The sequence below is a fragment of the Pannonibacter phragmitetus genome (genome assembly GCF_050510895.1).
Taxonomy (GTDB): domain Bacteria; phylum Pseudomonadota; class Alphaproteobacteria; order Rhizobiales; family Stappiaceae; genus Pannonibacter; species Pannonibacter phragmitetus_B.
Map to the genome: position 1 here is coordinate 578,260 of NZ_JBNINT010000001.1, position 22,836 is coordinate 601,095.

At 64.5% G+C, this 22,836-nt stretch carries 17 protein-coding genes and 4 pseudogenes; 3 read left to right on the forward strand and 18 right to left on the reverse strand.

The genetic code is table 11. The annotated features are described in order from the left end of the window. Positions 1–4: 4 nt before the first annotated feature. Together ACQB61_RS02755 and ACQB61_RS02760 are read right to left on the reverse strand one after the other, a co-directional pair. Positions 5–1,380, reverse strand: a pseudogene (locus tag ACQB61_RS02755) (aspartate aminotransferase family protein). Positions 1,381–1,429: 49 nt separating this feature from the next. Then, positions 1,430–2,287, reverse strand: coding sequence for a GNAT family N-acetyltransferase (locus tag ACQB61_RS02760; protein WP_430511395.1), 858 nt, complete (start codon positions 2,285–2,287; stop codon positions 1,430–1,432). A gap of 348 nt (positions 2,288–2,635) precedes the next feature. Here ACQB61_RS02760 and ACQB61_RS02765 point away from each other — a divergent pair, with 348 nt between their 5' ends. Next, a complete protein-coding gene (locus tag ACQB61_RS02765) occupies positions 2,636–3,301 on the forward strand; it encodes a haloacid dehalogenase type II (RefSeq protein WP_430511396.1) in 666 nt (221 codons plus the stop codon). Between the two features lie 39 nt (positions 3,302–3,340). After that, positions 3,341–4,617 (forward strand): annotated as a pseudogene (locus tag ACQB61_RS02770) (NAD(P)/FAD-dependent oxidoreductase). Between the two features lie 211 nt (positions 4,618–4,828). Here ACQB61_RS02770 and ACQB61_RS02775 read toward each other — a convergent pair. The 3 genes and pseudogenes from ACQB61_RS02775 to ACQB61_RS02785 all read right to left on the reverse strand — a co-directional run bounded on the left by ACQB61_RS02775 (position 4,829) and on the right by ACQB61_RS02785 (position 7,595). Further along, positions 4,829–6,302, reverse strand: a pseudogene (locus tag ACQB61_RS02775) (NAD-dependent succinate-semialdehyde dehydrogenase). Between the two features lie 9 nt (positions 6,303–6,311). Next, entirely contained in the window at positions 6,312–7,346 is a 1,035-nt protein-coding gene (locus ACQB61_RS02780; protein WP_430511397.1) for a tartrate dehydrogenase, read from the reverse strand. A gap of 6 nt (positions 7,347–7,352) precedes the next feature. Then, a complete protein-coding gene (locus ACQB61_RS02785; protein WP_430511398.1) occupies positions 7,353–7,595 on the reverse strand; it encodes an aldehyde dehydrogenase family protein in 243 nt (80 codons plus the stop codon). Positions 7,596–7,865: 270 nt separating this feature from the next. Between ACQB61_RS02785 and argE the strand changes: the two genes are divergently transcribed. Next, positions 7,866–9,017 carry an acetylornithine deacetylase gene (argE, locus tag ACQB61_RS02790; protein WP_430511399.1) on the forward strand — a complete coding sequence of 384 codons (1,152 nt, stop codon included), beginning with the start codon at positions 7,866–7,868 and terminating at the stop codon, positions 9,015–9,017. A 119-nt stretch (positions 9,018–9,136) separates the two neighbouring features. Here argE and ACQB61_RS02795 read toward each other — a convergent pair whose 3' ends face one another. The 13 genes and pseudogenes from ACQB61_RS02795 to ACQB61_RS02855 all read right to left on the reverse strand — a co-directional run bounded on the left by ACQB61_RS02795 (position 9,137) and on the right by ACQB61_RS02855 (position 22,779). Then, a complete protein-coding gene (locus tag ACQB61_RS02795) occupies positions 9,137–9,490 on the reverse strand; it encodes a cupin domain-containing protein (RefSeq protein ID WP_430511400.1) in 354 nt (117 codons plus the stop codon). A 136-nt stretch (positions 9,491–9,626) separates the two neighbouring features. Next, positions 9,627–11,054 (reverse strand): FAD-dependent oxidoreductase, encoded by a 1,428-nt coding sequence (locus ACQB61_RS02800; RefSeq protein ID WP_430511401.1) that lies wholly within the window; start codon positions 11,052–11,054, stop codon positions 9,627–9,629. A gap of 10 nt (positions 11,055–11,064) precedes the next feature. Beyond that, on the reverse strand, positions 11,065–11,679 hold the full coding sequence (locus tag ACQB61_RS02805) for a cysteine hydrolase (protein WP_430511402.1): 615 nt from the start codon (positions 11,677–11,679) through the stop codon (positions 11,065–11,067). 3 nt (positions 11,680–11,682) lie between these two features. Then, positions 11,683–13,734 (reverse strand): hydantoinase/oxoprolinase family protein, encoded by a 2,052-nt coding sequence (locus tag ACQB61_RS02810; protein WP_430511403.1) that lies wholly within the window; start codon positions 13,732–13,734, stop codon positions 11,683–11,685. A gap of 212 nt (positions 13,735–13,946) precedes the next feature. After that, positions 13,947–15,466 (reverse strand): annotated as a pseudogene (locus tag ACQB61_RS02815) (hydantoinase B/oxoprolinase family protein); the annotation flags it as partial. Then, positions 15,467–16,333 carry an isocitrate lyase/PEP mutase family protein gene (locus ACQB61_RS02820; protein WP_430514269.1) on the reverse strand — a complete coding sequence of 289 codons (867 nt, stop codon included), beginning with the start codon at positions 16,331–16,333 and terminating at the stop codon, positions 15,467–15,469. Beyond that, a complete protein-coding gene (locus tag ACQB61_RS02825; RefSeq protein WP_430511404.1) occupies positions 16,333–16,860 on the reverse strand; it encodes a 3-isopropylmalate dehydratase in 528 nt (175 codons plus the stop codon). The genes ACQB61_RS02820 and ACQB61_RS02825 overlap by 1 nt, the downstream gene beginning before the upstream one ends. Beyond that, on the reverse strand, positions 16,857–18,146 hold the full coding sequence (locus ACQB61_RS02830) for a 3-isopropylmalate dehydratase large subunit (protein ID WP_430514270.1): 1,290 nt from the start codon (positions 18,144–18,146) through the stop codon (positions 16,857–16,859). Before ACQB61_RS02830 ends, ACQB61_RS02825 begins: the two co-directional genes overlap by 4 nt. Beyond that, positions 18,146–18,850 carry an ABC transporter ATP-binding protein gene (locus ACQB61_RS02835; RefSeq protein WP_430511405.1) on the reverse strand — a complete coding sequence of 235 codons (705 nt, stop codon included), beginning with the start codon at positions 18,848–18,850 and terminating at the stop codon, positions 18,146–18,148. Before ACQB61_RS02835 ends, ACQB61_RS02830 begins: the two co-directional genes overlap by 1 nt. Next, positions 18,843–19,607, reverse strand: a complete 765-nt coding sequence (locus ACQB61_RS02840; RefSeq protein ID WP_430511406.1) for an ABC transporter ATP-binding protein — start codon at positions 19,605–19,607, stop codon at positions 18,843–18,845. Before ACQB61_RS02840 ends, ACQB61_RS02835 begins: the two co-directional genes overlap by 8 nt. Then, complete coding sequence (locus ACQB61_RS02845) at positions 19,600–20,592, reverse strand: branched-chain amino acid ABC transporter permease (RefSeq protein ID WP_430511407.1); 993 nt, start codon at positions 20,590–20,592, stop codon at positions 19,600–19,602. The genes ACQB61_RS02840 and ACQB61_RS02845 overlap by 8 nt, the downstream gene beginning before the upstream one ends. A gap of 4 nt (positions 20,593–20,596) precedes the next feature. Continuing rightward, on the reverse strand, positions 20,597–21,469 hold the full coding sequence (locus ACQB61_RS02850; protein WP_430511408.1) for a branched-chain amino acid ABC transporter permease: 873 nt from the start codon (positions 21,467–21,469) through the stop codon (positions 20,597–20,599). A 74-nt stretch (positions 21,470–21,543) separates the two neighbouring features. Continuing rightward, complete coding sequence (locus ACQB61_RS02855; protein WP_430511409.1) at positions 21,544–22,779, reverse strand: ABC transporter substrate-binding protein; 1,236 nt, start codon at positions 22,777–22,779, stop codon at positions 21,544–21,546. Positions 22,780–22,836 lie beyond the last annotated feature (57 nt).

The following is a 22,836-nucleotide window of genomic DNA, read 5'->3' on the forward strand; positions in this document are numbered from 1 at the left end:
CGGGTCAGGCCATTGCCGCGCGGACATCCGGGTCCGCAAGGGTCTGGTCCAGCGTCAGCTTTGTGCGCTCGACGATCTGGGCAATTTCATCTTCCGTGCAGCACAGCGGCGGGGCATAGCCGAGCACACCCTGCGCAAAGGAGCGGATGACGAGGCCGTTTTCCCAGGCCCGGTCGAAGATGCGGGTCGCTGGCTTGGCCGCGGCTGGAAGCGGCGTCTTCTTCGCCTTGTCGGTAACAAGCTCCACCGCTGCCAGCATGCCGCGCCCGCGCACCTCACCGACAAGCGGGTGGTCTGCCAGCGAGGCAAGGCCTTGCTGCAGCAGGTTGCCCATCTTCACGCCGTTGTCGAAGAGGCCGTTTTCATAAAGATCCAGCACCGCAAGGCCGACAGCCGCGCTCACCGGATGGGCGGAATAGGTGAAGCCGTGGCCGATGGCGGCAGCGCCTGCCGCATCCGCCATCACCTGATACATGTGGTCGGAGAGGAACACTGCGCCCATCGGCACATAGCCAGAGGTGAGGCCCTTGGCGGTGGTCATCATGTCTGGCACGATGCCTTCCTCAAGGCAGGCGAAGATCGGCCCGGTGCGGCCAAAGCCGGTGATCACCTCGTCGGCGATGAACAGGATGCCCATGTCCTTGCAGGCATCGCGCATGGCCTTGACCCAACCCTTCGGCGGCACGATGACGCCGCCCGAGCCCTGAATCGGCTCCAGATAGAAGGCCGCGACCTTATCTGCGCCGCCCAGTTCCGAGACCTTGGCCTTCAGCGCAGCAAGCGAGGCTGCAATGATCGCCTCCGCGCTGTCACCCACCGGGTTGCGGTAGCTGTAGTGCGAGGAATCTTGTGCTGCCAGGTGTAGGGAACGCCGAAACCGGCATGGAAGGCGGGCAGGGCGGTGAGGCCGGAGCCCACGGTGGTGGAGCCGTGGTAGCCCTGCTCGACGGAGATGAAATGCTCCTTCTGCGGCTGGCCCTTGGCCTGCCAGTAATAGCGCGCGAAGCGGACCGTGGTGTCTACCGCATCCGAGCCGCCGAGCGTGAAGTAGACGTGGCTGAGATCGCCCGGTGCATGTTCGGCAAGGCGGGAGGCAAGGCGGATGGCTGGTTCCGAGCCGAGGCCGAAATAGCCGGTGGCATAGGGCAGCTCGCGCAGCTGCTTTGTGGCGGCCTCGATGATGCTTTCATGCCCGTAGCCGGCATTGACGCACCACAGGCCGGCAAAGCCATCCAGCAGGGTGTGGCCGCTGGCGTCCGTCACCGTTGCTCCCTTGGCGGACTTCAGCACGCGCACACCGGCGGCCTCGTGGCCGCGCCAGCTGGCAACCGGATGGATGAGATGGGCACGGTCGAGTTCGACCAGCGAGTTTGCAAGCATGGGGACGTCCTTTCTCTCCGGCGGGCGCTGCGGCTGCCGGACCAATCATTCAGCCGAGCGCCTGTGCGGCGAGGGCAAAGGTGTGAACCGGGCCGGAAGCATCACTGGTGGCTCCAAGCCGCATGGGGATGCCGCCGCCCGCATGGGCAAGGCCGTGCTCTGCCAGCCAGGGAGCAAGGCCGGTCTCCGCGCCTGTATCCATCCGCAGGAAGCGGCCTTCGCATTCCTTCAGGATATGGGATAGCAGCAGGCGGGCCTGATCCGCATCGCGGGCGATGACGGGGCCTGCCACCTCGCCGCGCCCGAAGGGACGCAGGGCGGTATAGGCGGTGATCCGGCCGTTCTCGCGGATGGTGAGGATCTTGCCGAGCCGGAACAGCGCGCCGATCAGCGCCGTCCGGTCCATGCCGGTGGCGGCCTTGTCGAGCTGCGCCAGAACGGGTGTATCCTCAGGGGCTGCCAGATGCAGCCCGTCAACGCCTTCTTCGGCCAGGGCAGGCACCTGTTCCGGTGCTTGGGCGATGCCCTGATGCTGGAGGATTTCGCCCACTGCACGGAAGCCAAGCTTTTCGTAAAGCGGCAAGCCGTCCTTCGTTGCCACCAGACGCCATTGCTGCGGCTGGATCAGGCTCATGACGCTGGCCATCATCTTGCGGCCAAGTCCGCGCCCGCGCATGCGCCCGTCAACGATGATCATGTTGATGGTCGCCGCATCACCGAAGGGGGTCGTCAGCGCGGTGGCGACGACTTCGCCATTCTCAATGGCGACGGTGCCTTTTGACAGGCTGTGGAAGAGGCTCCAGTCCTCCGCCCGGTGGGGCCACTTTTCGGCCTGCGACAGGCGCAGCGCCCCGGGGAGGTGTTCCGGTTCCATCGGCTGGATGGTCAGTGTGTCATCGGTCAGCATGTGAACCTGCGCTGGAAGACGGGTGATAATGTGAGCCTATGCCCCGTCCGGGCGAACTTCCCGCCCTTGGTCTCTGTGCTGACAGTATCTTCCGCTGTTCGCTGGGGCTTTCTAAGCATGATCTGCCACGGACAGGTGAGAGGGAGGGCGATGGCTGGCGCTGCGGCCGGGCATGGCAAGGCCGCCGCGCAATAAGGTGCTGTGGGGCCCTCTTGATACGGCGGAATGTGCTTTGGGATGGCGTGAAAGCGGCGGGGGCTTTTTGCGGGCTGTCTAGGATAGATCAGCAGGCGAGCAATGACCTGCCTGATCCTTCTTCCTTCCGGCACTTGCAGCACGGGGATTAAAATGACCTTCCGCCCGAAATACGTGACCTTCGACTGCTACGGCACACTGATTAACTTCGACATGGCAGGCGCCGCGCGCCGCATCTATGGCGAAATGCTCGATGAAGCGAAGATGGACGTCTTCATTCGCGACTTCTCCGCCTACCGGCTTGATGAGGTGCTGGGCGCCTGGAAGCCTTATGCGGATGTGGTGCACAACTCCCTCAAGCGCACCTGCAAGCGCAATGGCGTGACCTTCCGCGAGGAAGATGCACTGCGCATCTACAATGAAGTGCCAACCTGGGGCCCGCATCCGGATGTGCCGGAAGGCCTTGCAAAACTGGCCAAGGAAATTCCGCTCGTCATCCTCTCCAACGCCATGAACAGCCAGATCATGTCGAATGTGGAAAAGCTCGGTGCGCCCTTCCACAAGGTGATCACGGCTGAACAAACTGGATCCTACAAGCCGCAGATGAACGGCTTTGAATATATGTTCGACGTGCTCGGCTGCGGTCCGGAAGACGTCACCCATGTGTCGTCCTCGTTCCGTTATGACCTGATGACCGCCTACGACCTCGGCATCAAGTCCAAAGTCTGGGTCAACCGCAAGCATGAGCCGGCCAATCCTTTCTACGAGTACACCGAAATCAAAGGTGTTTATGACCTGCCGGGCGTCTTCGGCATCTGAAATCCGGTTGTGATCCGCGCAAGCTCCGGGAGCTGACTCATGAAATTCGCATCCTACTGGCAGGATACGGCGCCCGCCTTTACCGGTGGCGCCACAGCGGCCCCTTCCGGGCTCTATGATGTTGCGGTGATTGGGGCCGGGTTCACCGGTCTTGGCGCGGCGCGGCGTCTGGCCATGGAAGGCCGCCGGGTCATCGTGCTGGAGGCGGCAACGGTCGGCTTCGGAGCTTCGGGCCGCAATGGCGGCCACCTCAACAATGGGGTGGCCCACAGCTTCACCGGCGCCATTTCCACCTATGGCGTCGAAACAGCCAAGGCCATGTACAAGGCCTTTGATGATGGCATTGAAACCATCGAGCGCATTATCGCGGAAGAGGGCATCAACTGCAATTTCCGCCGCTCCGGCAAGCTGAAGCTTGCGTCCAAGCCGCAGCATTATGAGGTGCTGGCCCGCAACCTTGAAGCCATCAACCGCACGGTCGATCCTGCAACGGCAATGCTGAGCAAAGCCGAGCTCGCGGGGAAATCGGCTCGGACATCTTCCACGGCGGCATGCTGCAGAAGAAGAGTGCCATGATGCACATGGGCCGTTTTGTCGTGGGCCTTGCGGAAGCTGCTGCCCGGCATGGGGCGGAAATCCACGAGAACACGCCCGTCACCGGCCGCCGCCAGACGGCCTCCGGCCACGAGCTGGAAACGCCAAAGGGCATTGTGAGGGCGGCAAAGGTAGTGCTGGCGACCGGTGCCTATACGCCCAGGACCTTCAGCTTCTTCCGCCGCCGCATCGTGCCCGTCGGCAGTTTCCTGCTGGCCACCCGCCCGCTGACGGACACGGAAGTACACTCTGTGATGCCGGGCAACCGCACCTGCGTCACCTCGCTGAATGTGGGCAACTACTTCCGCCTGGCGCCGGACAACCGCCTGATCTTCGGTGGACGCGCCCGCTTTTCCGCCACCTCCAACCAGACCTCGGACGAAAAGAGCGGCCGCATCCTCAATGACGCGCTGCGCGGCATCTTTCCGCAGCTCGGCGATATCGAGGTGGATTATTGCTGGGGTGGCCTCGTCGACATGACCAAGGACCGCTTCCCGCGCGCAGGCGAAGCAGACGGCGTGCATTTCGCCATGGGCTACTCCGGCCACGGCGCGCAGATCGCCACCCACATGGGCGAGATCATCGCGGACCAGGTCCTTGGCCGCACCCGCACCAACCCCTGGTCCAGCCTCCCCTGGCCCGCCATCCCCGGCCACCTCGGCCAACCCTGGTTCCTGCCGCTTGTGGGGGCATACTACAAGTTCAAGGACAGGATCGGGTGAAGGCCAGATCTGTGTCATGAAGCTGAAAAGGGCAGGCGCCGGGCCTGCCTTTTTTGTTGTGAGCGGCCTTCACGCTCGCGGCTCTCCATCTCTCTCCGCCATGGCATGACGAAGGAGGGGGCGTGTGTGCGGGACGACGGCGGAGAGGGTTTGCGGCCTTCTCCTTCCTGAAAACCAAAGGAGCGGGCCGTTTGGCCCGCTCCGGTTTCCGTCAAAGCCCGCACATGTGGAAGGCTTTGGTTTCCAGATATTCCTCGATGCCGTCGCGGGCGCCTTCGCGGCCGAGGCCGGATTGCTTGACACCGCCGAAGGGGAGACGGCCATGGAGATGGCGCCGGTGTTGAGGCCGACCATGCCCGATTCCAGTGCTTCGCCAACCCGCCAGGCGCGGGCCATGTCGCGGGTGTAGAAATAGGCGGCAAGGCCGAAGGGGTGTCATTGGCGATCCGCACGGCCTCTTCTTCCGTTTCGAAGCGGAAGAGCGGGGCGACGGGGCCGAAGGTTTCCTCGCTGGCGAGTTGCATCTCGGTGGTGCAGCCGGTCAGCACCACCGGGGCGGCGAACTGGCTGCCTTCCGGCGTTGCGGCTTTGGCGGCGACCTTGGCGCCCTTGGCGACGGCGTCGGACACGTGCCGTTCGATCTTCTCCACCGCAGCGCGGTTGATCATCGGGCCGATGGCAACGCCTGCCTCAAGACCTGCACCCACCTTCATTGCAGCCACCCGCTCGGCGAGCTTTGATGCAAAGGCATCATAGATGCCGGTCTGGACGAGGATGCGGTTGGAGCAGACGCAGGTCTGTCCGCCGTTGCGGAACTTGGAGGCGATGGCGCCTTCCACGGCTGCATCGAGATCTGCGTCGTCAAAGATGAGGAAGGGCGCGTTGCCGCCAAGTTCAAGGCTGAGGCGCTTCACCGTCGGGGCGCACTGGGCCATCAGCAGGGAGCCGACGCGGGTGGAGCCGGTGAAGGACAGCTTGCGCACCACCGGATTGGAGGTCAGCTCCGCACCGATTTCTGTTGGCAGGCCGGTGATGATGTTGATGACACCTGCCGGAATGCCGGCCCGCTCTGCCAGAACGGCCAATGCCAGCGCCGAATAGGGCGTGAAGTCGGAGGGCTTGATCACCACGGTGCAGCCAGCGGCCAGTGCCGGGCCGACCTTGCGGGTGATCATGGCATTGGGGAAGTTCCACGGCGTGATGATGGCCGAAACGCCCACGGGCTCCTTCAGTGCGAGGATCTTCCGGTCATTCGAGGGCGAGGGGATGATGCCGCCCTCGATGCGCCGGGCTTCCTCGGCGAACCATTTCACGAAGGAGGCGCCATAGGTGATTTCGCCGCGTGCCTCTGCGAGGGGCTTGCCCTGTTCAAGCGTCAGGATGAGTGCGAGGTCGTCCGCATGCTCTTCCATCAGCGTGAACCAGCGCTCCAGCTTTGCGGCGCGCTCGGCGTTGGGCACCTTGCGCCAGGCGCGGAAGGCGGTGTCCGCTGCCTCGATGGCGCGGCGGGTGTCTTCGGCGGACATGTCCGGCACGGTGCCGATAGCCTTGCCGGTGGCCGGGTTGCTGACCTCAATGGTTTTGCCCGTCGAGGCATCACACCAGACGCCGCCGATCACGCTCTGCTGGCGGAACAGGTCTGCGTCCTTGAGGCCGGGCAGAAGGTCAGAGATTGCAATCGTCATGGCTTATCCTCAATCCAGCGCGGCCATCACGGCCTGGGTGATTTCATCCGTCTTGTTCTGCCCCGGCACGGTACCGATGCCGCGCGCGGTGGCCTGCTCCATGGCGGTCATGATGCAGGCAGCAGCTGCTGCCTCGCCCAGATGCTCCAGCATCATGGCGGCGGACCAGATGGCGGCCAGCGGGTTGGCGATGCCCAGATGCGCGATATCAGGCGCAGACCCATGCACCGGCTCGAACATGGACGGGGCAGAACGGTCCGGGTTGATGTTGGCCGAAGCGGCAAAGCCGAGGCCGCCCTGAATGGCCGCGCCCAGATCCGTGAGAATGTCGCCGAAGAGGTTGGAGGCGACCACCACGTCGAGGCTTTCGGGCGCCATCACCATGCGGGCGGCGATGGCATCGATATGGTAGTGGCTAACGGTAACGTCCGGATATTCGGCGGCCAGTTCCTTCGTCACCTCATCCCAGAACACCATGGAGTATTTCTGCGCGTTGGACTTGGTGACCGAGGCAAGGCGCTTGCTGCGCTTGCGGGCCTGCTCGAAGCCGAAGCGCAGGATGCGCTCGACGCCGGCACGGGTGAAGACGGCGGTTTCAACGGCCACTTCATTGGCCGTGCCCTGATGCACGCGCCCGCCAGCGCCGGAATATTCGCCCTCGGTGTTCTCGCGGATGCACAGGATGTCAAAGCCGCCCTTGCGCAGCGGGCCTTCGACGCCAGCCAGAATGCGGTGCGGGCGGATGTTGGCATATTGCACGAAGGCCTTGCGGATCGGCAGCAGAAGCCCATGCAGTGACACAGAATCCGGCACCTTCTGCGGCCAGCCGACGGCGCCGAGGTAGATGGCGTCAAAGCCGCGCAGGGTCTCGATACCGTCTTCTGGCATCATTCGGCCGGTCTGCAGATAATAGTCGCAAGACCAGGGGAAGGTGACGGTTTCCAGCTTGCCCGGCAGGGCCTTGGCCGCAACGGCGAGAGCGGCTTCCGTGACCGGAATGCCGATGCCGTCGCCGGGGATGACTGCAATGCGATAGGGGGCCATGTTCTCTCACTGGTCGATGAGCACGCTCTTGGAGCGGCGGTTGGCAGGATAGGCGCCGCGTCTCAGATCCTTGCCGGAGCTGCAGGACTTGCAGTCTCCCGCCAGCAGGATGTGATCACGCGACCGGCCGTAGCGGTTGATCCAGATGGTGCCGGCCTCAATGTGCTTGAGGCTTTTCAGCGCCCGCGAAACATTGCGGGTATAGACCTTGGCTGCAAGGTCATAAGTGGGCTGAAAGGACAAGGGCACTGCAAGGCTCCGGTAAATCTTGAGCGATCCTAGGTCTGTGGCGGCACAACCATGCGCCATATGTTTGGGGCAGGCAGCCAATTGCGCTGTTCGGGGGCTCTTTCGCGCAATTCTGTGCGGCAGGGGTCGGGGGTGGTAGGGTCCTTGGGCAGATTGGAGACATGCTCCCGGCAGGATATCCTGCTGTGGCATGTCTCTTCGGCAGGAACTGCGCGGCAAAGCGCGGATGATGGCTGGCAGGGAATTTACGGAATGACTGGAGACTTGGGAATGGCGCATTCGGCGGAAGCACTGCTGGCGGATCTGGTTGGCTTCAACGTGCTGCCCGGCGCGGCCAATGGCACGATTGCGGACTATGTGCGCAGCTATCTGGCGGGCCATGGCGTGGACTGTGCCGTGCTGCCGGGGCCGGAAGGCGACCGGGTGAACCTCTTTGCCATCATCGGGCCGAAGGATGTGCCGGGCTATGTGCTCTCCGGCCATATGGATGTGGTGCCGGTGGAGGGGCAGGTGTGGACGTCTGATCCCTTCCGCCTGACGGACCAGGCCGGGCGGCTGACCGGGCGCGGGGCCACGGACATGAAGGGCTTTCTCGCCTGCGTGCTGGCGGCGGTGCCTCTGTTCAAGGCGGCAAACCTGAAGCGTCCGGTGCATATCGCCTTTTCTTATGATGAGGAAATTGGCTGCCGGGGCGTGCCGCACATGATTGCGAGGCTGCCGGATCTGTGCGCCCTGCCGGCGGGCTGCATCGTCGGCGAGCCCTCGGACATGCGCCCCGTGCTCTCCCACAAGGGCAAGCAGGCGGTGGAAATCACCTTCACCGGCAAGGCTGCGCACAGCTCCCAACCCGCGCTCGGCGAGAATGCGCTTTATCCGGCAGCCGAACTGCTGCTGTTCATCCGCGATCTCTCGTCGAAGATGGAAGTGGAAGGGCCGTTTGATGCGCGTTTCTCGCCGCCCTCCTCAACGGTGGTGGCGGGGATCGTATCGGGCGGCAGTGCCGTCAACATCATCCCGGATCTCTGCCGTCTCGCTTTCGAGGTGCGCTCCGTGCCCGGAGCCGCGCCGCAGGATGTGAGTGCAAAGGTGCTGGCAAAGCTTGATGCGCTGGTGGCTGCGGCAAAGGCAGAAGGGCGGGCACTGTCGGCAAGCTGGCAGGAACTCGCCAGCTATCCCGCGCTGGCACCCACGCCGGATGCCGGCTTCATCGCGCTGATGGAGCGGCTGTCGGGCGGTGAGGCGATTCAGTCGGTAAGCTATGGCACGGAGGCGGGGCTGTTTCAGGCTGCAGGCGTGCCCTCAATCATCTGCGGCCCCGGCTCCATCACCCGCGCCCACCGGCCCGATGAATACATCCTGCGCGAGGAACTCGCCGCCTGCATGGCCATGCTGGAACGGCTGGCGGGAGAACTGGCGGCGTAGGGGCGTTGGAAGCCCACCATCAGGGCGCAAACTTGAAGGTGTCGCGCCCCACTCGCGCAGAGAGCAACTAGCCCGTAGAACGCGGCTGACGGCTTCCGAACCGCCAGCCGCGATATCATTCAGTAGCAAACCACGTAGATCTTGCGCACGGTCTCGATGGTGCGCCAGGTGCCGACGAAGCCGGGCTTCATGACGAAGCTGTCACCGGCACGATAGGTGATGGGCTCCTTGCCGTTTTCGGTGATTTCGACGACGCCTTCAAGGATGTGGCAGAATTCGAAGGTTTCGCCCTTGATCGAATGGGTGAGGCCGGGAGTGGCCTGCCAGATGCCGGACTTGATTTTGCCATCGCGCGACTCGTCCATGGCCCAGGTGGAGAACTCCGGATTGCCGGAAATCAGCCGCTCGGGGGCGGGCAGGGCGTGGGTGGGCTCGAAGGTGGGGGTGTGGTCGATGGTCTTGATGAGGCTCATGACAGGCTCCTGAGCGGGGGAAGGATCGGCGCCATTAGAGCCGTGCGCCGCACGCGGGTGCTGCCGTCCGCTGCCGCACGGCAGGAAATTCTGCCGTATTGCCCCCTCTGCGCCCAAGATCCTGCGGCGGCGGGGATCAGCCTTGCAGGGCTTGCCGCGCCGCTTCGCGCCCGGCGATCCAGCCGAAGGCGATGGCCGTGAGAAGGCCGTTGCCGGACAGATAGCCCGAGACTTCTGGCCCAGAAACGCCGCAGGCCGCGCCGCCGCCGGCAAAGAGGTTCGGCAGCGCTGTGCCATCGGCGCGCAGCACGCGGGCGTCCCCGCCGATGACGAGGCCGCCTTGGGTGTGGAACAGGGCGCCGGTCACTTTCACTGCATGAAAGGGCGGGGTGAGGGCAGGCTTGGTGGTGAAATCGCGGCCAAATTCATCGGTCATGCCCGCCCCGCCTGCCGCCAGACGGGCAGCTTGCGCCAATGTTTCCGCCAGCTGCGTTTCCGGCAGGCCGGTGGCTGCGGCCAGGCTGGCAGCATCGGGGGCAGAGCGGATGGCCTTGGCGGCCACGGCTTCGCAGTAGTCGGGAAAGCCAAGGGCGAACTGGTGGATACGTTCGTCGTAGATGTTCCAGGCAACGCCCTGAGGCTGGGCCAGAACATGCACCGCCTGTTCGGAATAGCCCTCGTTCTCGTTGGAGAAACGGCGTCCCTCCAGGTTCACCTGCAGCCCGCCTTCCATCATCAGCGCCCATGAAATCAGGATGCCGTGTGGATGGGCGAGGGAGCCGTGGCCCTGATAGGCGCCAAGATGGGCAAGCTGCGCGCCCAGCTGCTCACCCCAGGCGATGGCATCGCCCGTGTTGCCCTCGTGTCCATAGTAAAGCCCGCCCGCCATCTCCGGAATGTGCCGGGCGATGGCCTCGCGGCTGCCGCCATAGCCGTTGCAGGCCAGCACGATGGACTTTGCGGCGATGATCTCTTCTGCGCCGTCCGGGCGCTGGATGGCGGCGGCGAGGATGCGGCCCTCCGTTCCGGCATAAAGTGTGCTGCACCACGCTCCCGTGACAAGCGGAATGTCCCGCGCTTGCGTGGCAGACAGGAGCCCGGCGATGAGGGCGGCACCCGTCTTTTCCTTCACCGCATGCATCCGGTGGCGGCTGTGGCCGGGATAGAGGAAGCCCTCCAGCACGATCCACTCGATGCCCGCATGCTTGCCCAGCCACTCCACCGCAGGGCCAATGTTGCGGCTGGCGAGGCTTGCCAGATGCGGCAGGGCGCGATGCTTCGTCTTGACCTGAATATCGGCCTCGAACCGCTCCGGCGTGTCATCGCTGACGCCGATGGCCTGCTGGTAGCGGGTGGCGGGCGCAGGAACAAAGCCGGAGGACATGGACGTGGAGCCGGAGGGCGAGGCATCGCGCTCCACCACGATCACCTCGGCCCCCGTATCGGCGGCATGAAGCGCAGCGGTGAGGCCGCAGGCACCTGCGCCAATGATCAGCACGCCGGTTTCGATGTCGATCCGGGGCGGTTCTCCAAAGACGGTCTTCGGGGTGCCTGCGTTTTTCATGGCCTTGCTCTCAGAGGGCGTTCACGAGGGCGGTGGCCTCGGCGGTGGTCATCACCTTCGAGATGGTCGAGATGTCGCCCATCGCCTGTGCGTGGGTGGCCGGGGAGAAGGCGGCGCAGCCGTCTGACAGGGCAATGGTGCGGAAATCCCGCACATGCGCATCCCGCAAGGTGGAGGCGACGCCGCCATTGGTGACGATGCCGCAGACCATCAGCGTGTCGATGCCCGCCTTCTTCAATACCCATTCAAGGCGCGTCATGTAGAAGGCCGAATAGGCGATCTTCTCCACCGTCAGATCCGCAGGCTGCAGCAGGTCCACAAGCTGGTGACCCCATGCGCCGGGGCAGAAGTCACCCCTGGCAAGGAAGGGCCGCAGGGACTTCAGATGCGGCGAGATGAAAGGCTCACCGCCCTTGCCGGGCACCAGCGTGAACTGGGTGGAGATGATCCAGCCGCCCTTCTTCCGCAGTGCCTCTGCCAGAGGAAGAATGCGCTGCGGCAGGGCGGCGATGTCCGGGCTGGTCTGCCCGGCACGGCCATAGGCGCCCTTTGGGTCAAGGAAGTCGTTCTGCAGATCGACGATCAGCAGGCCGGTGCGAGCGGGGTCGAGGGTGTTCAGCTTCATCGCTCACGCCTCCGGACGGATGATCAGGTTGCCGAAGGCATCGACGGTTCCGGCAAGGCCGGGGTCCACGAAGATCGTCGTGTCCGGCTGTTCCAGAATGGCAGGGCCTTCGATGCGTGCGCCCGTCATCAGCTGCAGGCGCTCATAGATGCCTGCCTCATGCCAGGTGCCGTCAGCATAAACGCGGCGGGTGCCGATCCTGCATTCGGCAGCAGACTTTCCATCCACGGGGGCGAAGAGGCGCATGTCCAGCCCCGGACGGCGGCCGATGACGGCGATGCGGTAGTTCATCACGCGCATGGGGATGCCATCGAGCAGACGGCCGAACTGGGCCTTGTAGGCGGCCTCGAATGCGTCGCGGATGGCCTCGCGCGTCAGGCCGTCTGCCGGAATGGTCAGCGGCACACTCACCGTGTGGGTCTGGCCGAGATAGAGCATGTCCAGCTCGAACACCCGGTCAACGGCGGCAAAGGCGACACCGGCAGTGGCCAGCAGCTCTTCCGTTTCCGCCGCAGCGGCCAGCATGCCGGCGCCAAGCTGACCTGCGTCGATCGTGTCCAGCACCCGGTTGACGGTCTGCACCCGGTCATGCCGCATGTCGGCGACGACGCAGCCAAGCGCCGAGGTGACGCCGGGAAAGCGCGGGACGAGGGCGGAGCCGAGGCCCACTTCCTTGATCAGCGCGCCTGTGTGCAGCGAGCCGCCGCCGCCGAAGGGCATGGCGGCGAACTGGGCCGGATCGTGCCCTTTCTCGATGGAGACGAGGCGGATGGCGCCGGCCATCTTGGCATTGGCAAGCCGCAGGATTGCTTCGGCTGCGTCCTCGATGGAGAGGCCGAGCGGTTCAGCGATATGGCTGCGGATTGCCTCGCGGGAGGCGTTGATGTCGAGCTTTGACAGCTTGCCGCCGATGGGCCGGTCCGGGTTGATACGGCCCAGCACGAGGTTGGCGTCGGTCACGGTCGGGCGGGTGTTGCCGAGGCCGTAGCACACCGGGCCGGGGTCGGAACCAGCCGATTCCGGACCGACCTGAAGCAGGCCGCTCTTGTCCACGCCTGCGATGGAGCCGCCGCCTGCGCCGATGGTGGTGATCTCGATCATCGGCGTGCGCACGACCATGCCGAAGTCGATGGCCGTCTGTGCAGCCAGCGCTGCCTTGCCGTCTGCGACGAGGGACACGTCAAAGGAGGTGCCGCCCATGTCGCAGGTGATGATGTTGGGGAAGCCCGCTGCTTCCGCGATGGCTGTTGCCGCGATCACCCCGGCTGCGGGGCCGGAGAGGGCGGTGCGCACCGGGTACTTCTTCGCCGTGCCGATGGACATGACGCCGCCATTCGACTGGACGATGAGAATGTCGCCGGTGAAGCCCTGCGCCTTCAGGCCCGTTTCCAGACGGTCCAGATAGGAGGCGACGGCGGGCTGGAGATAGGCGTTGAGCGTTGCCGTGGACAGGCGCTCGAACTCGCGGATCTCGGGCAGGATTTCCGTAGCCGCGGTGACGTAGGAGTTCGGCCAGACGGAACGCACGGCCTCGACGGCGCGGCGCTCGTTGTCATTGTTGGCGTAGCCGTTGATGAAAAAGACGCAGACCGCATCGCAGCCGCTTTCGGCGAGGGCTTTCGCCTGGGCGCGGACTTCTTCCTCATCCACCACCTGCAGCACCGAACCATCGGCGAGCACGCGCTCCTGCACCTCCACCCGGTCCGGACGCTCCACCACGGGGGTGAAGGCGCCCTTCAGCCCCCAGGTCGTGGGCCGGTCGCGGCGGCGCATTTCCAGCACGTCGCGGAAGCCTTCCGTGGTGATGATGCCGGTGCGGGCGCCCTTGCGCTCCAGCAGGGCGTTGGTGCCCACCGTGGTGCCGTGCACCACTGTGCTGATGTCGCCGAAATCGGCCACGCGGGAGGCGATGCCCTCAATGAAGCCCTTCGACTGATCGCCCCGGGTGGAGGGCACCTTTGCGGTGACGATGGTGCCATTGGCCTCATCGAGCACGAAGACATCGGTGAAGGTGCCGCCGACATCGACGCCGATCACATAAGCCGGTTTGTTCATTCTGCAGCCTCCTGACGGCGCAAGTCATTGGTGCGGGTCATGTCAACGGAGCCATCGGCATTGAGCCTGACGCCATAGGCTGCTTCGGCAGCTTCCGGCGTGACATAGCCAAGGCGCACGTCGCGGGCGACGGCCTGCGGATCACGCAGGCGCGGGTCGCCATAGCCGCCGCCGCCAGGTGTCTCCAGCCGCAGCTTCTGGCCGCGCTCGATGTGGATGCCGAGCATCTTGGAGACCATCGGCGGGCTGTGCTCGCCATCGGCCTGCTCGTAGGTGAAACGGTTGGTAAGGGCAGATCCGCCGCCAGCAATGCCGGGAGGGGCATATTTGCCGCGCTCGCCGAAGAGGAACACATCTGCCTGCTGTTCCAGCAGCTCGATCTCGTAAACAGCGCCAAGGCCGCCGCGAGTCTGGCCGGGGCCGCCGCTGTCCTGCCGGAGGCTCCATTGGGTGAAGCGGACGGGGTAGGCGCTTTCCAGAATTTCCAGCGGCGGAATGGTCGCCGTCGAAATCGGGGCGTTGCCGTGGTTCAGGCCATCACCGCCTGCATGGGCGCCATGGCCGCCGCCGAAGAAGGAGAACATGACCCAGCGCTTGCCATCCTGCCGGTGCCCGGCCAGCGACAGCGCGTTGATGGTGCCATAGGCGCAGGCCATCGCCGGCTCCGGCGCAATCTTCGCTACAGCCTGAAACACCACGTCGATGAGACGCAGGATCGTTTCGGTGTAGCCGCCGACCGGCTTGGGCGCCTTGACGGACAGAAGGCTGTCCTCGGGGATGATGAAATCCACCGGCTCCAGCACGCCCGCATTGGCCGGCACGTCGCCGAAGATGTGCTTCAGCGCCACATAGCAAGCGGCAATCGCCGTTGCGCGGGAGATGTTGACCGGGCCGAGGCAGGCGGGGGAGGAGCGGGAGAAATCCATGACCATCCGCCCCTCGCGGATCGTTAGATCCAGAGCGATCTTCAACGGCTCGTCGCGGATGCCGTCATTGTCGAGGAAATCCTCCGCCGAAACGGTGCCCTCGGGCAGCTCGCGGATCTGCGCCCGCATCATCTCTGCGGCGCGGGCCTTCAACTCGCCCAGACACTGAGCAACGGTGCCGGAGCCATATTCGTCCAACAGGCTGGCAACGCGCTTGCGGCCAAGGTCCAGCGCGTTGATCTGGCCGTTGAGGTCGCCGTAAAGCGACAGAGGCAGACGGGAATTGGCGGAGAGAATGTCCACCACGTCCTGCCGGAACTCCCCTTGTCGAACAGCTTCACCGGCGGGATCAGCATGCCTTCCTGGAAGCATTCGGTGGCTGCCGGGTTGTAGTTGCCCGGAACATTGCCACCCACATCATGCCAGTGGCCGACAGAGGCTAGGAAACAGAACACCTTGCCATCCCGGAACACCGGCGTGACGAGCCGGAAGTCGGACAGGTGGGTACCACCGGCGTAAGGATCGTTGAAGATCCATACATCGCCCTCATGGTGCCCGCCCTGTGCGGCGGCCTTGTCGATGACGGCCTTGACCGCAAAGGCCATGACGCCGACGAAAATCGGCAGGCCGGATTTGCCCTGCACCAGGGTTTCTCCGGTTACCGCATCATAGATGCCGTGCGAGGCATCATGTGCTTCAGCGATGATCGGGTTGAAGGCGGAGCGGAACAGGGTCGCGTCCATTTCGTCGGCGATCTGCTCCAGCCGGCCCTTGAGGATGGCCAGCGTTACGGCATCGATACTCATTCAGGCACTTCCTTCGTCATAACGGCTGCCGGCGGCCAGCATCTGCGGTGTCCCGATCACGCCGTTGATCCCGGCTAGGTCGAGCATGCGGTTGCGGAAGGCTTCATTGGAGCCATTGGCGATGAGATTGGCGTAATAGTCGCGGGCGGTGGCTGCGATGGCGCGGACAATGCCGCCCGGGAAGATGACGAAGCTGAAGCCCAGCTCCTCCAGACCGGCGGCATCGACGATGGGTGTCTTGCCGCCTTCCACCATGTTGGCCATCAGCGGCACGCGCCCGGCAAAGCGGCGGACGATCTCCTGCATCTGGGCAAGCGATTGCGGCGCCTCGATGAACAGCATGTCCGCTCCTGCATCCACATAGGCCTCGGCCCGGTCCATGGCGGCATCAAAGCCCTCCACGGCGATGGCATCGGTGCGGCCAATGATGAGGGTTTCGCTGCTGGCGCGGGCATCGCAGGCGGCGCGGATCTTGCCCGCCATCTCGCGGGTGGAAATCAGCGTCTTGCCATCCAGATGGCCGCAGCGTTTGGGCATGGTCTGGTCTTCAAGCTGAAGCCCGTTGGCGCCCATGCGCTCGAAACAGCGCACCGTGCGCTGCACGTTCAGCGCATTGCCGAAGCCGTTGTCCGCATCCACAATGATGGGCAGGGTGATACGGTCACGCACGGCGGCGATGGTTTCAGCCACTTCCGTCATGGAGACGAGCCCGATGTCCGGCCGCCCGAGACGGGTGTAGGCAATCGACGCGCCCGAGAGATAGACGGCCTCCGCCCCGGCCTGTTCGGCCATAAGCCCCGTGAGCGGATCGTAGATGCCGGGGGCGAGCAGGATCTGCTTCTGCCCCAGTCTTTGCTTCAGGTGCATCATACCTGCTCCTTGCCGCGCTGGTTCGCGAATCTTTTCTTGAGGTGAGGCACCAGCCCGCCATCGGCGAGCAGGGCCTTGAGGTTTTCCGGAAGCGGGTTGAGCTGCACCACCGGCCCGTTTTCGAGCCGCAGTGCATCCGCCTCCATGTCGAGCACCGCCCTTGCACCGTCCGTCACCGGGCCAAGGTCACTGGCCGTCAGCACCGGAAGGCCGAGGTTTATGGCGTTGCGGTAGAAGATCCCGGCAAAGGACCGGGCGATAACGGCAGCAAGTCCCAGATGCTTCAGCGCCTCAGCCGCCTGTTCGCGGGAAGAACCCATGCCGAAGTTTTTGCCCGCCACCAGAATGTCGCCGGGGCGCACGCTGGCGGCAAAGCCGGGCAGCACGCCTTCAAGGCAATGGGCTGCCAGCTCGCTGATGCCGCCCTTCATGTACTGGCCGGGGGCGAGCTGGTCGGTGTCGATATCATCCCCGGCGAGGAAGATACGCGCTGCCGCAGTGGCGTTCCTGTCTGGCGTGCTCATGCGCTTGCCTCCCCATTGGCGGTCAGAAACTCGCGCGGGTCGGTGATGTGCCCGGTGATGGCAGAAGCGGCGACCGTGAAGGGCGAGCCGAGCCAGACCCTGGAACTGGCCGCGCCCATGCGGCCCTTGAAGTTGCGTGCCGTGGAGGAGATGCAGGTCACGTCCTCGCCCAGCCGGTGCGTGCCATAGCCCGCGCAGATGCCGCAAGCATTGGGCAGCAGCTTGGCGCCCGCCTCTTCCAGCGTGCCAAGAATGCCCTCACGCGCTGCCCGTTCCTGATCGCGGCGGGAGGAGGGGGCCAGTAGCAGCTCGACGCCGGAGGCCACCTTGCGGCCCTTCAGCACGCGGGCGGCGTTTTTCATGTCCTCGTATTTGGCACCGGTGCAGGCCCCGAGATAGGCCACCTGCACCGCTGTTCCGGCGGCATCGCCCACCGGCCCGGAGTTCGCGGGCGAATGCGGGGCGGCCACCTGCGGCGCGAGAGCGGCGGCATCGAAGACGTGATGCTCCAGCAATGGCGCGCCTTCATCGGTGCGCAGGCGCTGCCAGTCCGTCGCGGTAAGGTCTGCGCCGCCTGCGGCCAAATAGGCCACGGTTGTCTCGTCCGGGGCGATGAGACCGGTCTGGCCGCCCAGTTCCGCAGCCATGTTGGAGAGGGTCATCCGCTCCTGCATGGACAGGGCGCGGATGGCCTCTCCAGTGTATTCCACCGCCTGATATTTGCCGCCATCCATGCCGAGGCGGCCGCAAAGGGCGAGCATGATGTCCTTGGCCGTTACCCCGTCACCAAGGCGGCCCTGCCATTCGATGAGGATGGTCTGCGGCACCTGCAGCCAGATTTCGCCCGTGGCCAGCACCCCGGCCATTTCCGTGGCGCCAACGCCGAACATGTAGGCCCCGAAGGCGCCGCCCGTAGGGGAGTGGCTGTCACCGCCCACGGCCAGCATGCCCGGCTTCAGGTGCCCACGTTCGGGCAGGATGACGTGGCAGATGCCTTCCCCGTCATGGAAGGCGACACCGGTTTCCCGGGCGAATGCGCGGGTGAGTTCGAGGATCTTTGTCCCTTCCTCCGTGTCGCCGGGGACGAAATGGTCCGAGATCAGCACCACGCGGGAGGGATCGAACAGGCCGGTGCCCAGCTCTTTCAGGATCGGCGCCACCCGGCGCGGGCCGCCGCTGTCGTGGATCATGGCGAGATCCACCTTCGCGGTGACGATGCTGCCCGGCTCCACCGTCTCCTGTCCGCAGGCGCGGGCGATGATCTTCTGTGCCAGCGTGGTCTGCATCACGAAAGCCCCAGGTAGGAGCGCTTCAGCTCCGGATTGTCCATGAGTTCGGCAGCCGGGCCGGAGAGGGTGATCTCCCCGTTCTCCATGACGAAGGCGCGCCCGGCGATTTCCATGGATTGCAGCACGTTCTGCTCCACCAGCAGGATCGGCAGTCCATCGGCATTGAGACGGCTGATGAGGGTGAACATTTCCTCCACCAGCAGCGGCGACAGGCCGATGGAGGGCTCGTCAAGGATCAGCAGTTCCGGCTCAGCCATCATGCCCCGGCCAATGGCCAGCATCTGCTGCTCGCCGCCGGAAAGGGTGCCTGCCTTCTGGGCGAAGCGCTCCCTCAGGCGCGGGAAGATGCCGGTGATCTTCTCCATGTTGCGCGCCCTGTTTGCCTTGCCGCGCCGGTAGGCTCCCAGCTCAAGGTTCTCTCGCACGGAAAGGTTCGGGAAGATGTGGCGCCCTTCAGGCACATGGATCAGGCCGCGTTCCACGATCTTTTCGGAAGGCAGACCGGTGAGTTTCTCACCCTTGAACAGGATCTCGCCGCCCCATGGCCTGATGAGGCCGGAGAGCAGGGCGCTTGCCGTTGTCTTGCCTGCACCGTTGGAGCCCAGAAGCGCGACGATCTCGCCGGGGCGGATGTCGAAGCTGACGCCGCGCAGCACTTCCACCGGGCCATAGCCGCCGCGCAGGTTCTTCACCTCAAGCATGGCTTGCCTCCGCCTTTGCATTCATCCGGGCGGCCATGCCCTTGCCGAGATAGGCCTCGATCACCACCGGGTCGGCGACCACATCCTTCGGCGCTCCTTCGGCAATCAGCGCGCCCTGGTTCAGCACCCAGGTGTGCTCCGAAAGGCTCATCACCGCCTGCATCACATGCTCGATCAGCAGGATGGTGATGCCTTCGTCCTTGAGAGAGCGGATGACGGGGATGATGTCGCGGATTTCGGACGGATTGAGACCGGCCAGAACCTCATCAAACAGGATCATACGCGGGTTCGTGGCAAGGGCGCGGGCCACCTCCAGCCGCTTGCGGCCTGCGACGGTGAGGCTTGCCGCATACTGATCCAGCCTGTCTCCCAGCCCCACCTTGCGGGCAACGGCCTCTGCATGGGCCAGCGCCTCGCGGCGGGAGCGGATTTTCAGATGCGCGCCAACGGCGATGTTCTCCCGCACCGTCTGGCCCCGGAAGGGCTGTACGATCTGGAAAGTGCGGATCATGCCCATGGCGGCGATATCCTGCGGCTGGCGGCCGGTGATGACCTGACCGTCGAAGGATACCTGACCGGCATCCGGCTGATAGAAGCCGGTGATGACCGCAAAGAGCGTTGTCTTGCCTGCGCCGTTCGGTCCGATCAGCGAGGTGATGCGGCCTTCCGGCACCTTCATGGAGATGTTGTTGGAGGCAACCAGCCCGCCAAAGCGCTTGGTGACGCCGTGGACTTCAAGCAGCGTGGTGTCAGTCATGGCTCTGTCCTCCGTTTGCGGCGGCTTTGGCGGACGGCTTGGCAGACTTGCGGGTCTTGCCGCTCAGCAGTCCGGCCAGTCCGCGCGGGGCGAACAGGACGACGATGACCAGCAGCACGCCATAGAGCACAAGGCTCGCCCCCGGCAGGCCGCCGGTCAGCTCGCGGGTGATTTCCGACAGGCCATGCAGGGCGGCAGCGCCCGCCAGCGGGCCGAAGAGCGTGCCCATGCCGCCGATGATCGGCACCAGCAGGCTTTCCACGGATACGGCCGGGCCATAGGCGATGGACGGATCGAGATAGAGGAAATACTGGGCGTAGAAGACCCCGGCGAGGCCGGAGAAAAGCCCGGACAGGATGATGGCGCTCATCTTGATACGGAACGGGTCCACACCAAGTGCCCGCGCTGCATCCTCGTTGTCACGCACGGCCATCAGCCTTGCACCAAAGCGGGAGTTGCCGATCCACCAGACGGTGAGGAAGGCCGCGAAGGTGATGGCGAGCAGCAGCCAGAAGAAGCCGTCCTTGCTGGCAAACTGCAGGTTGGCCACGCCGGGCTTCAGTGGAATGAGGATGCCGACACCTGCCCCGGTGAAGGGCACGGAATTGGCGAGAATGCGCAGCACCTCGGCAAAGGCGAGGGTGACGAGCGCAAAGTAGGAGCCGCGCAGGCCATAACGGAAGGTGGTGAAGCCGATGAAGGCCGCAACGGCCATCGCCAGCACCGCACCTGCCACAAGGCCTGCCCACGGGCTGAGACCGGCGCCGACCTGCAGCACCGCGACCGTATAGGCCCCTGTGCCGAAGAAGGCGGCATGGCCGAAGGAGAACTGGCCGCCATAGCCGCCGAGAATGTTCCATGCCTGCCCGAGCAGGGCGGCATAGAGCGTCATGATGATCAGGTTCAGCCAGAAATCGGACGCGATGACCAGAGGGGCCAGCGACAGGAGCCCGAACAGTACGAGGAGAATGACGAGGTTGCGCATGGTCCTACACCTTGTGTCCGAGCAGGCCGGCCGGGCGGAAGACCAGAACCAGGATGAAGATCACGAAGATGCCGAGCTGGCCGAGGCTCTCGCCAAGGAACAGGCCCCCCAACGCCTCCACAACGCCGATGATGAGACCGCTGATCAGCGCTCCGGCAAAGGAGCCCATGCCGCCCAGCACCACGATGGTGAAGGCGATCAGCACGAAGCCCTGACCCACGGTTGGGCTGACGTAGTAGCTCGGCAGCAGCAGGCAGGCGGCGACGCCCAGGCAGGCAATGCCGATGCCGAAGCTCATGGCGAAGACATGGCCCGTGTTGATGCCCACCAGCCTTGCGCCTTTCGGCTCCTTGGCAAGGGCCCGGATGGCGCGGCCAAGGTCGGTGCGGGCCATGATCACCCACAGCAGCGCCGCCGTGACCAGCGCGCCGATGAGGGCAAAGACCTTCGGCTGCGGAATGAAGGCGCCGAAGATCTCGAAGACCTCGAAACTGTAAGGCGTGTCGATGATGCGCGTGTCGGACTTGAACAGCATCAGCGCAAGGTTCTCGATCACGATCGACAGGCCGAGGGTGACGAGCAGGATGTTCTCGTCCCGTCCGTGACTTGCGCGGGTGATGACAAAGCGCTGCAGGCCATAGCCGAGCGCGAACATGACCGGCGGCACGATGGCCAGCGCCACATAAGGGTCCACGCCGAGGCTGACATTCAGGAAGAACACGCCATAGAGCGCCAGCATGAGCAGCGCGCCATGAGCGAAGTTGATGATGTGCAGGACGCCGTAGATGAGCGTGAGTCCAAGGGCAACAAGGGCGTAAAGCGCACCTGTCGTGAGCCCGTTCAAGACGGACGGGATGATGATCGCAAGATCTGGCATGACGAACCGCTCTGCTGATGAGGAGGGTGCCGGGCAGACAAACCGCCCGGCAGCCGGATGCAGGAGCGCCTTGCTTATCCGTTCATCGGATAGACGGGCATGGCGGAGGCGAAGTTCTGCGGGAAGATCACCTCGATCTCACCCTTCTGGATCTGCGTGTTCACCGGGAGAGCGCCAACGTTCTGGCCGTTGATCATCTGCGTCTCCTTGTAGGGCATGAAGGACATGTCCAGCGTGGAGGCGGCGAGAGCTGCGTTGACAGCAGCCTTGTCCGTCGTGCCGGCGCGCTCATAGGCATCGGCCAGGGCCAGCACCGCGTTGTAGGTCAGGAACACTTCGTAGGTGTAGATAAGGCCCTTGGCCTCGGCTGCGGCCTTGCGCTTCAGTGCCACTTCGGACTTTGGATTGAACCAGTGATTGCAATCCATGATCAGGTCAGCTGCTTCCGGGAATTCCCTGACGAACTTGTAGTTCGATGCAGCGCCGCCCAGCACTGAATAGATGCCCTTGGCCTCGACCTTCTGCTGGCGCATGGAGCGGGCCAGAAGGACATATTCGTTGTAGTAGTTCGCCGGAATGATCAGGTCCGGCTTCTTCGACTTCAGCTGCAGCACGATGTTGGTGAAGTCGCGGGTCGGATTGGCGTGCTTGATGACCTCAATGACCTCGATGCCGATTTCCGGCAGGCGCTTGGACAGCAGTTCCGCCGTACCAGTGCCGAAGAGGGATTCCTCGTGGATGATCATCGCCGTCTTGGACGGAGAAGAGGTCAGGCTGTTGAGGGCGGCAAGGTTGCTGATGGCAAAGTCTGCACATGCGCCGTAGCCGGGGCTGAACCGGAACGTGTTGGTCAGGCCGCGGGACATGATGTTGTCGGCAACGCCAACGTCTACCACGTGGGGGATGTTCGTCTTGGCCGCTTCCTGCGAGGTCGCCAGCGAGATGGCGGAAGAGTAGCCCGCAACGATACCGTCAACGCCCGCTTCTGCCAGCTTGGTCACTTCTGCCGCGCCGATCTCCGGCTTGCCCTGGCTGTCGGACAGCAACGCTTCCAGCTTGGCACCGCCCAGCGACTTGATGCCGCCTGCCGCGTTGATGTCCTCGATCGCCATCATGGCGCCTTCGCGGCACTGGGTGCCGGAGAAGGCAACAAATCCCGATACGGGATGAATGAGGCCGATCTTTACGGATGCGGGCTGGGCCCGCAGCACGGCCGGAAAGCCGCTGACGCCTGCGGTGAGTGCCGCTGCGCCGGTTGCTGCCAGAAAATCACGCCGTCTCAGTCCACCAGTTCCAACCTTCTCAGTCATGTCTGTCTCCCGGACACGCTGCATCCCGCAGCTGTCAGATCCCCGGAATCCCCTAGC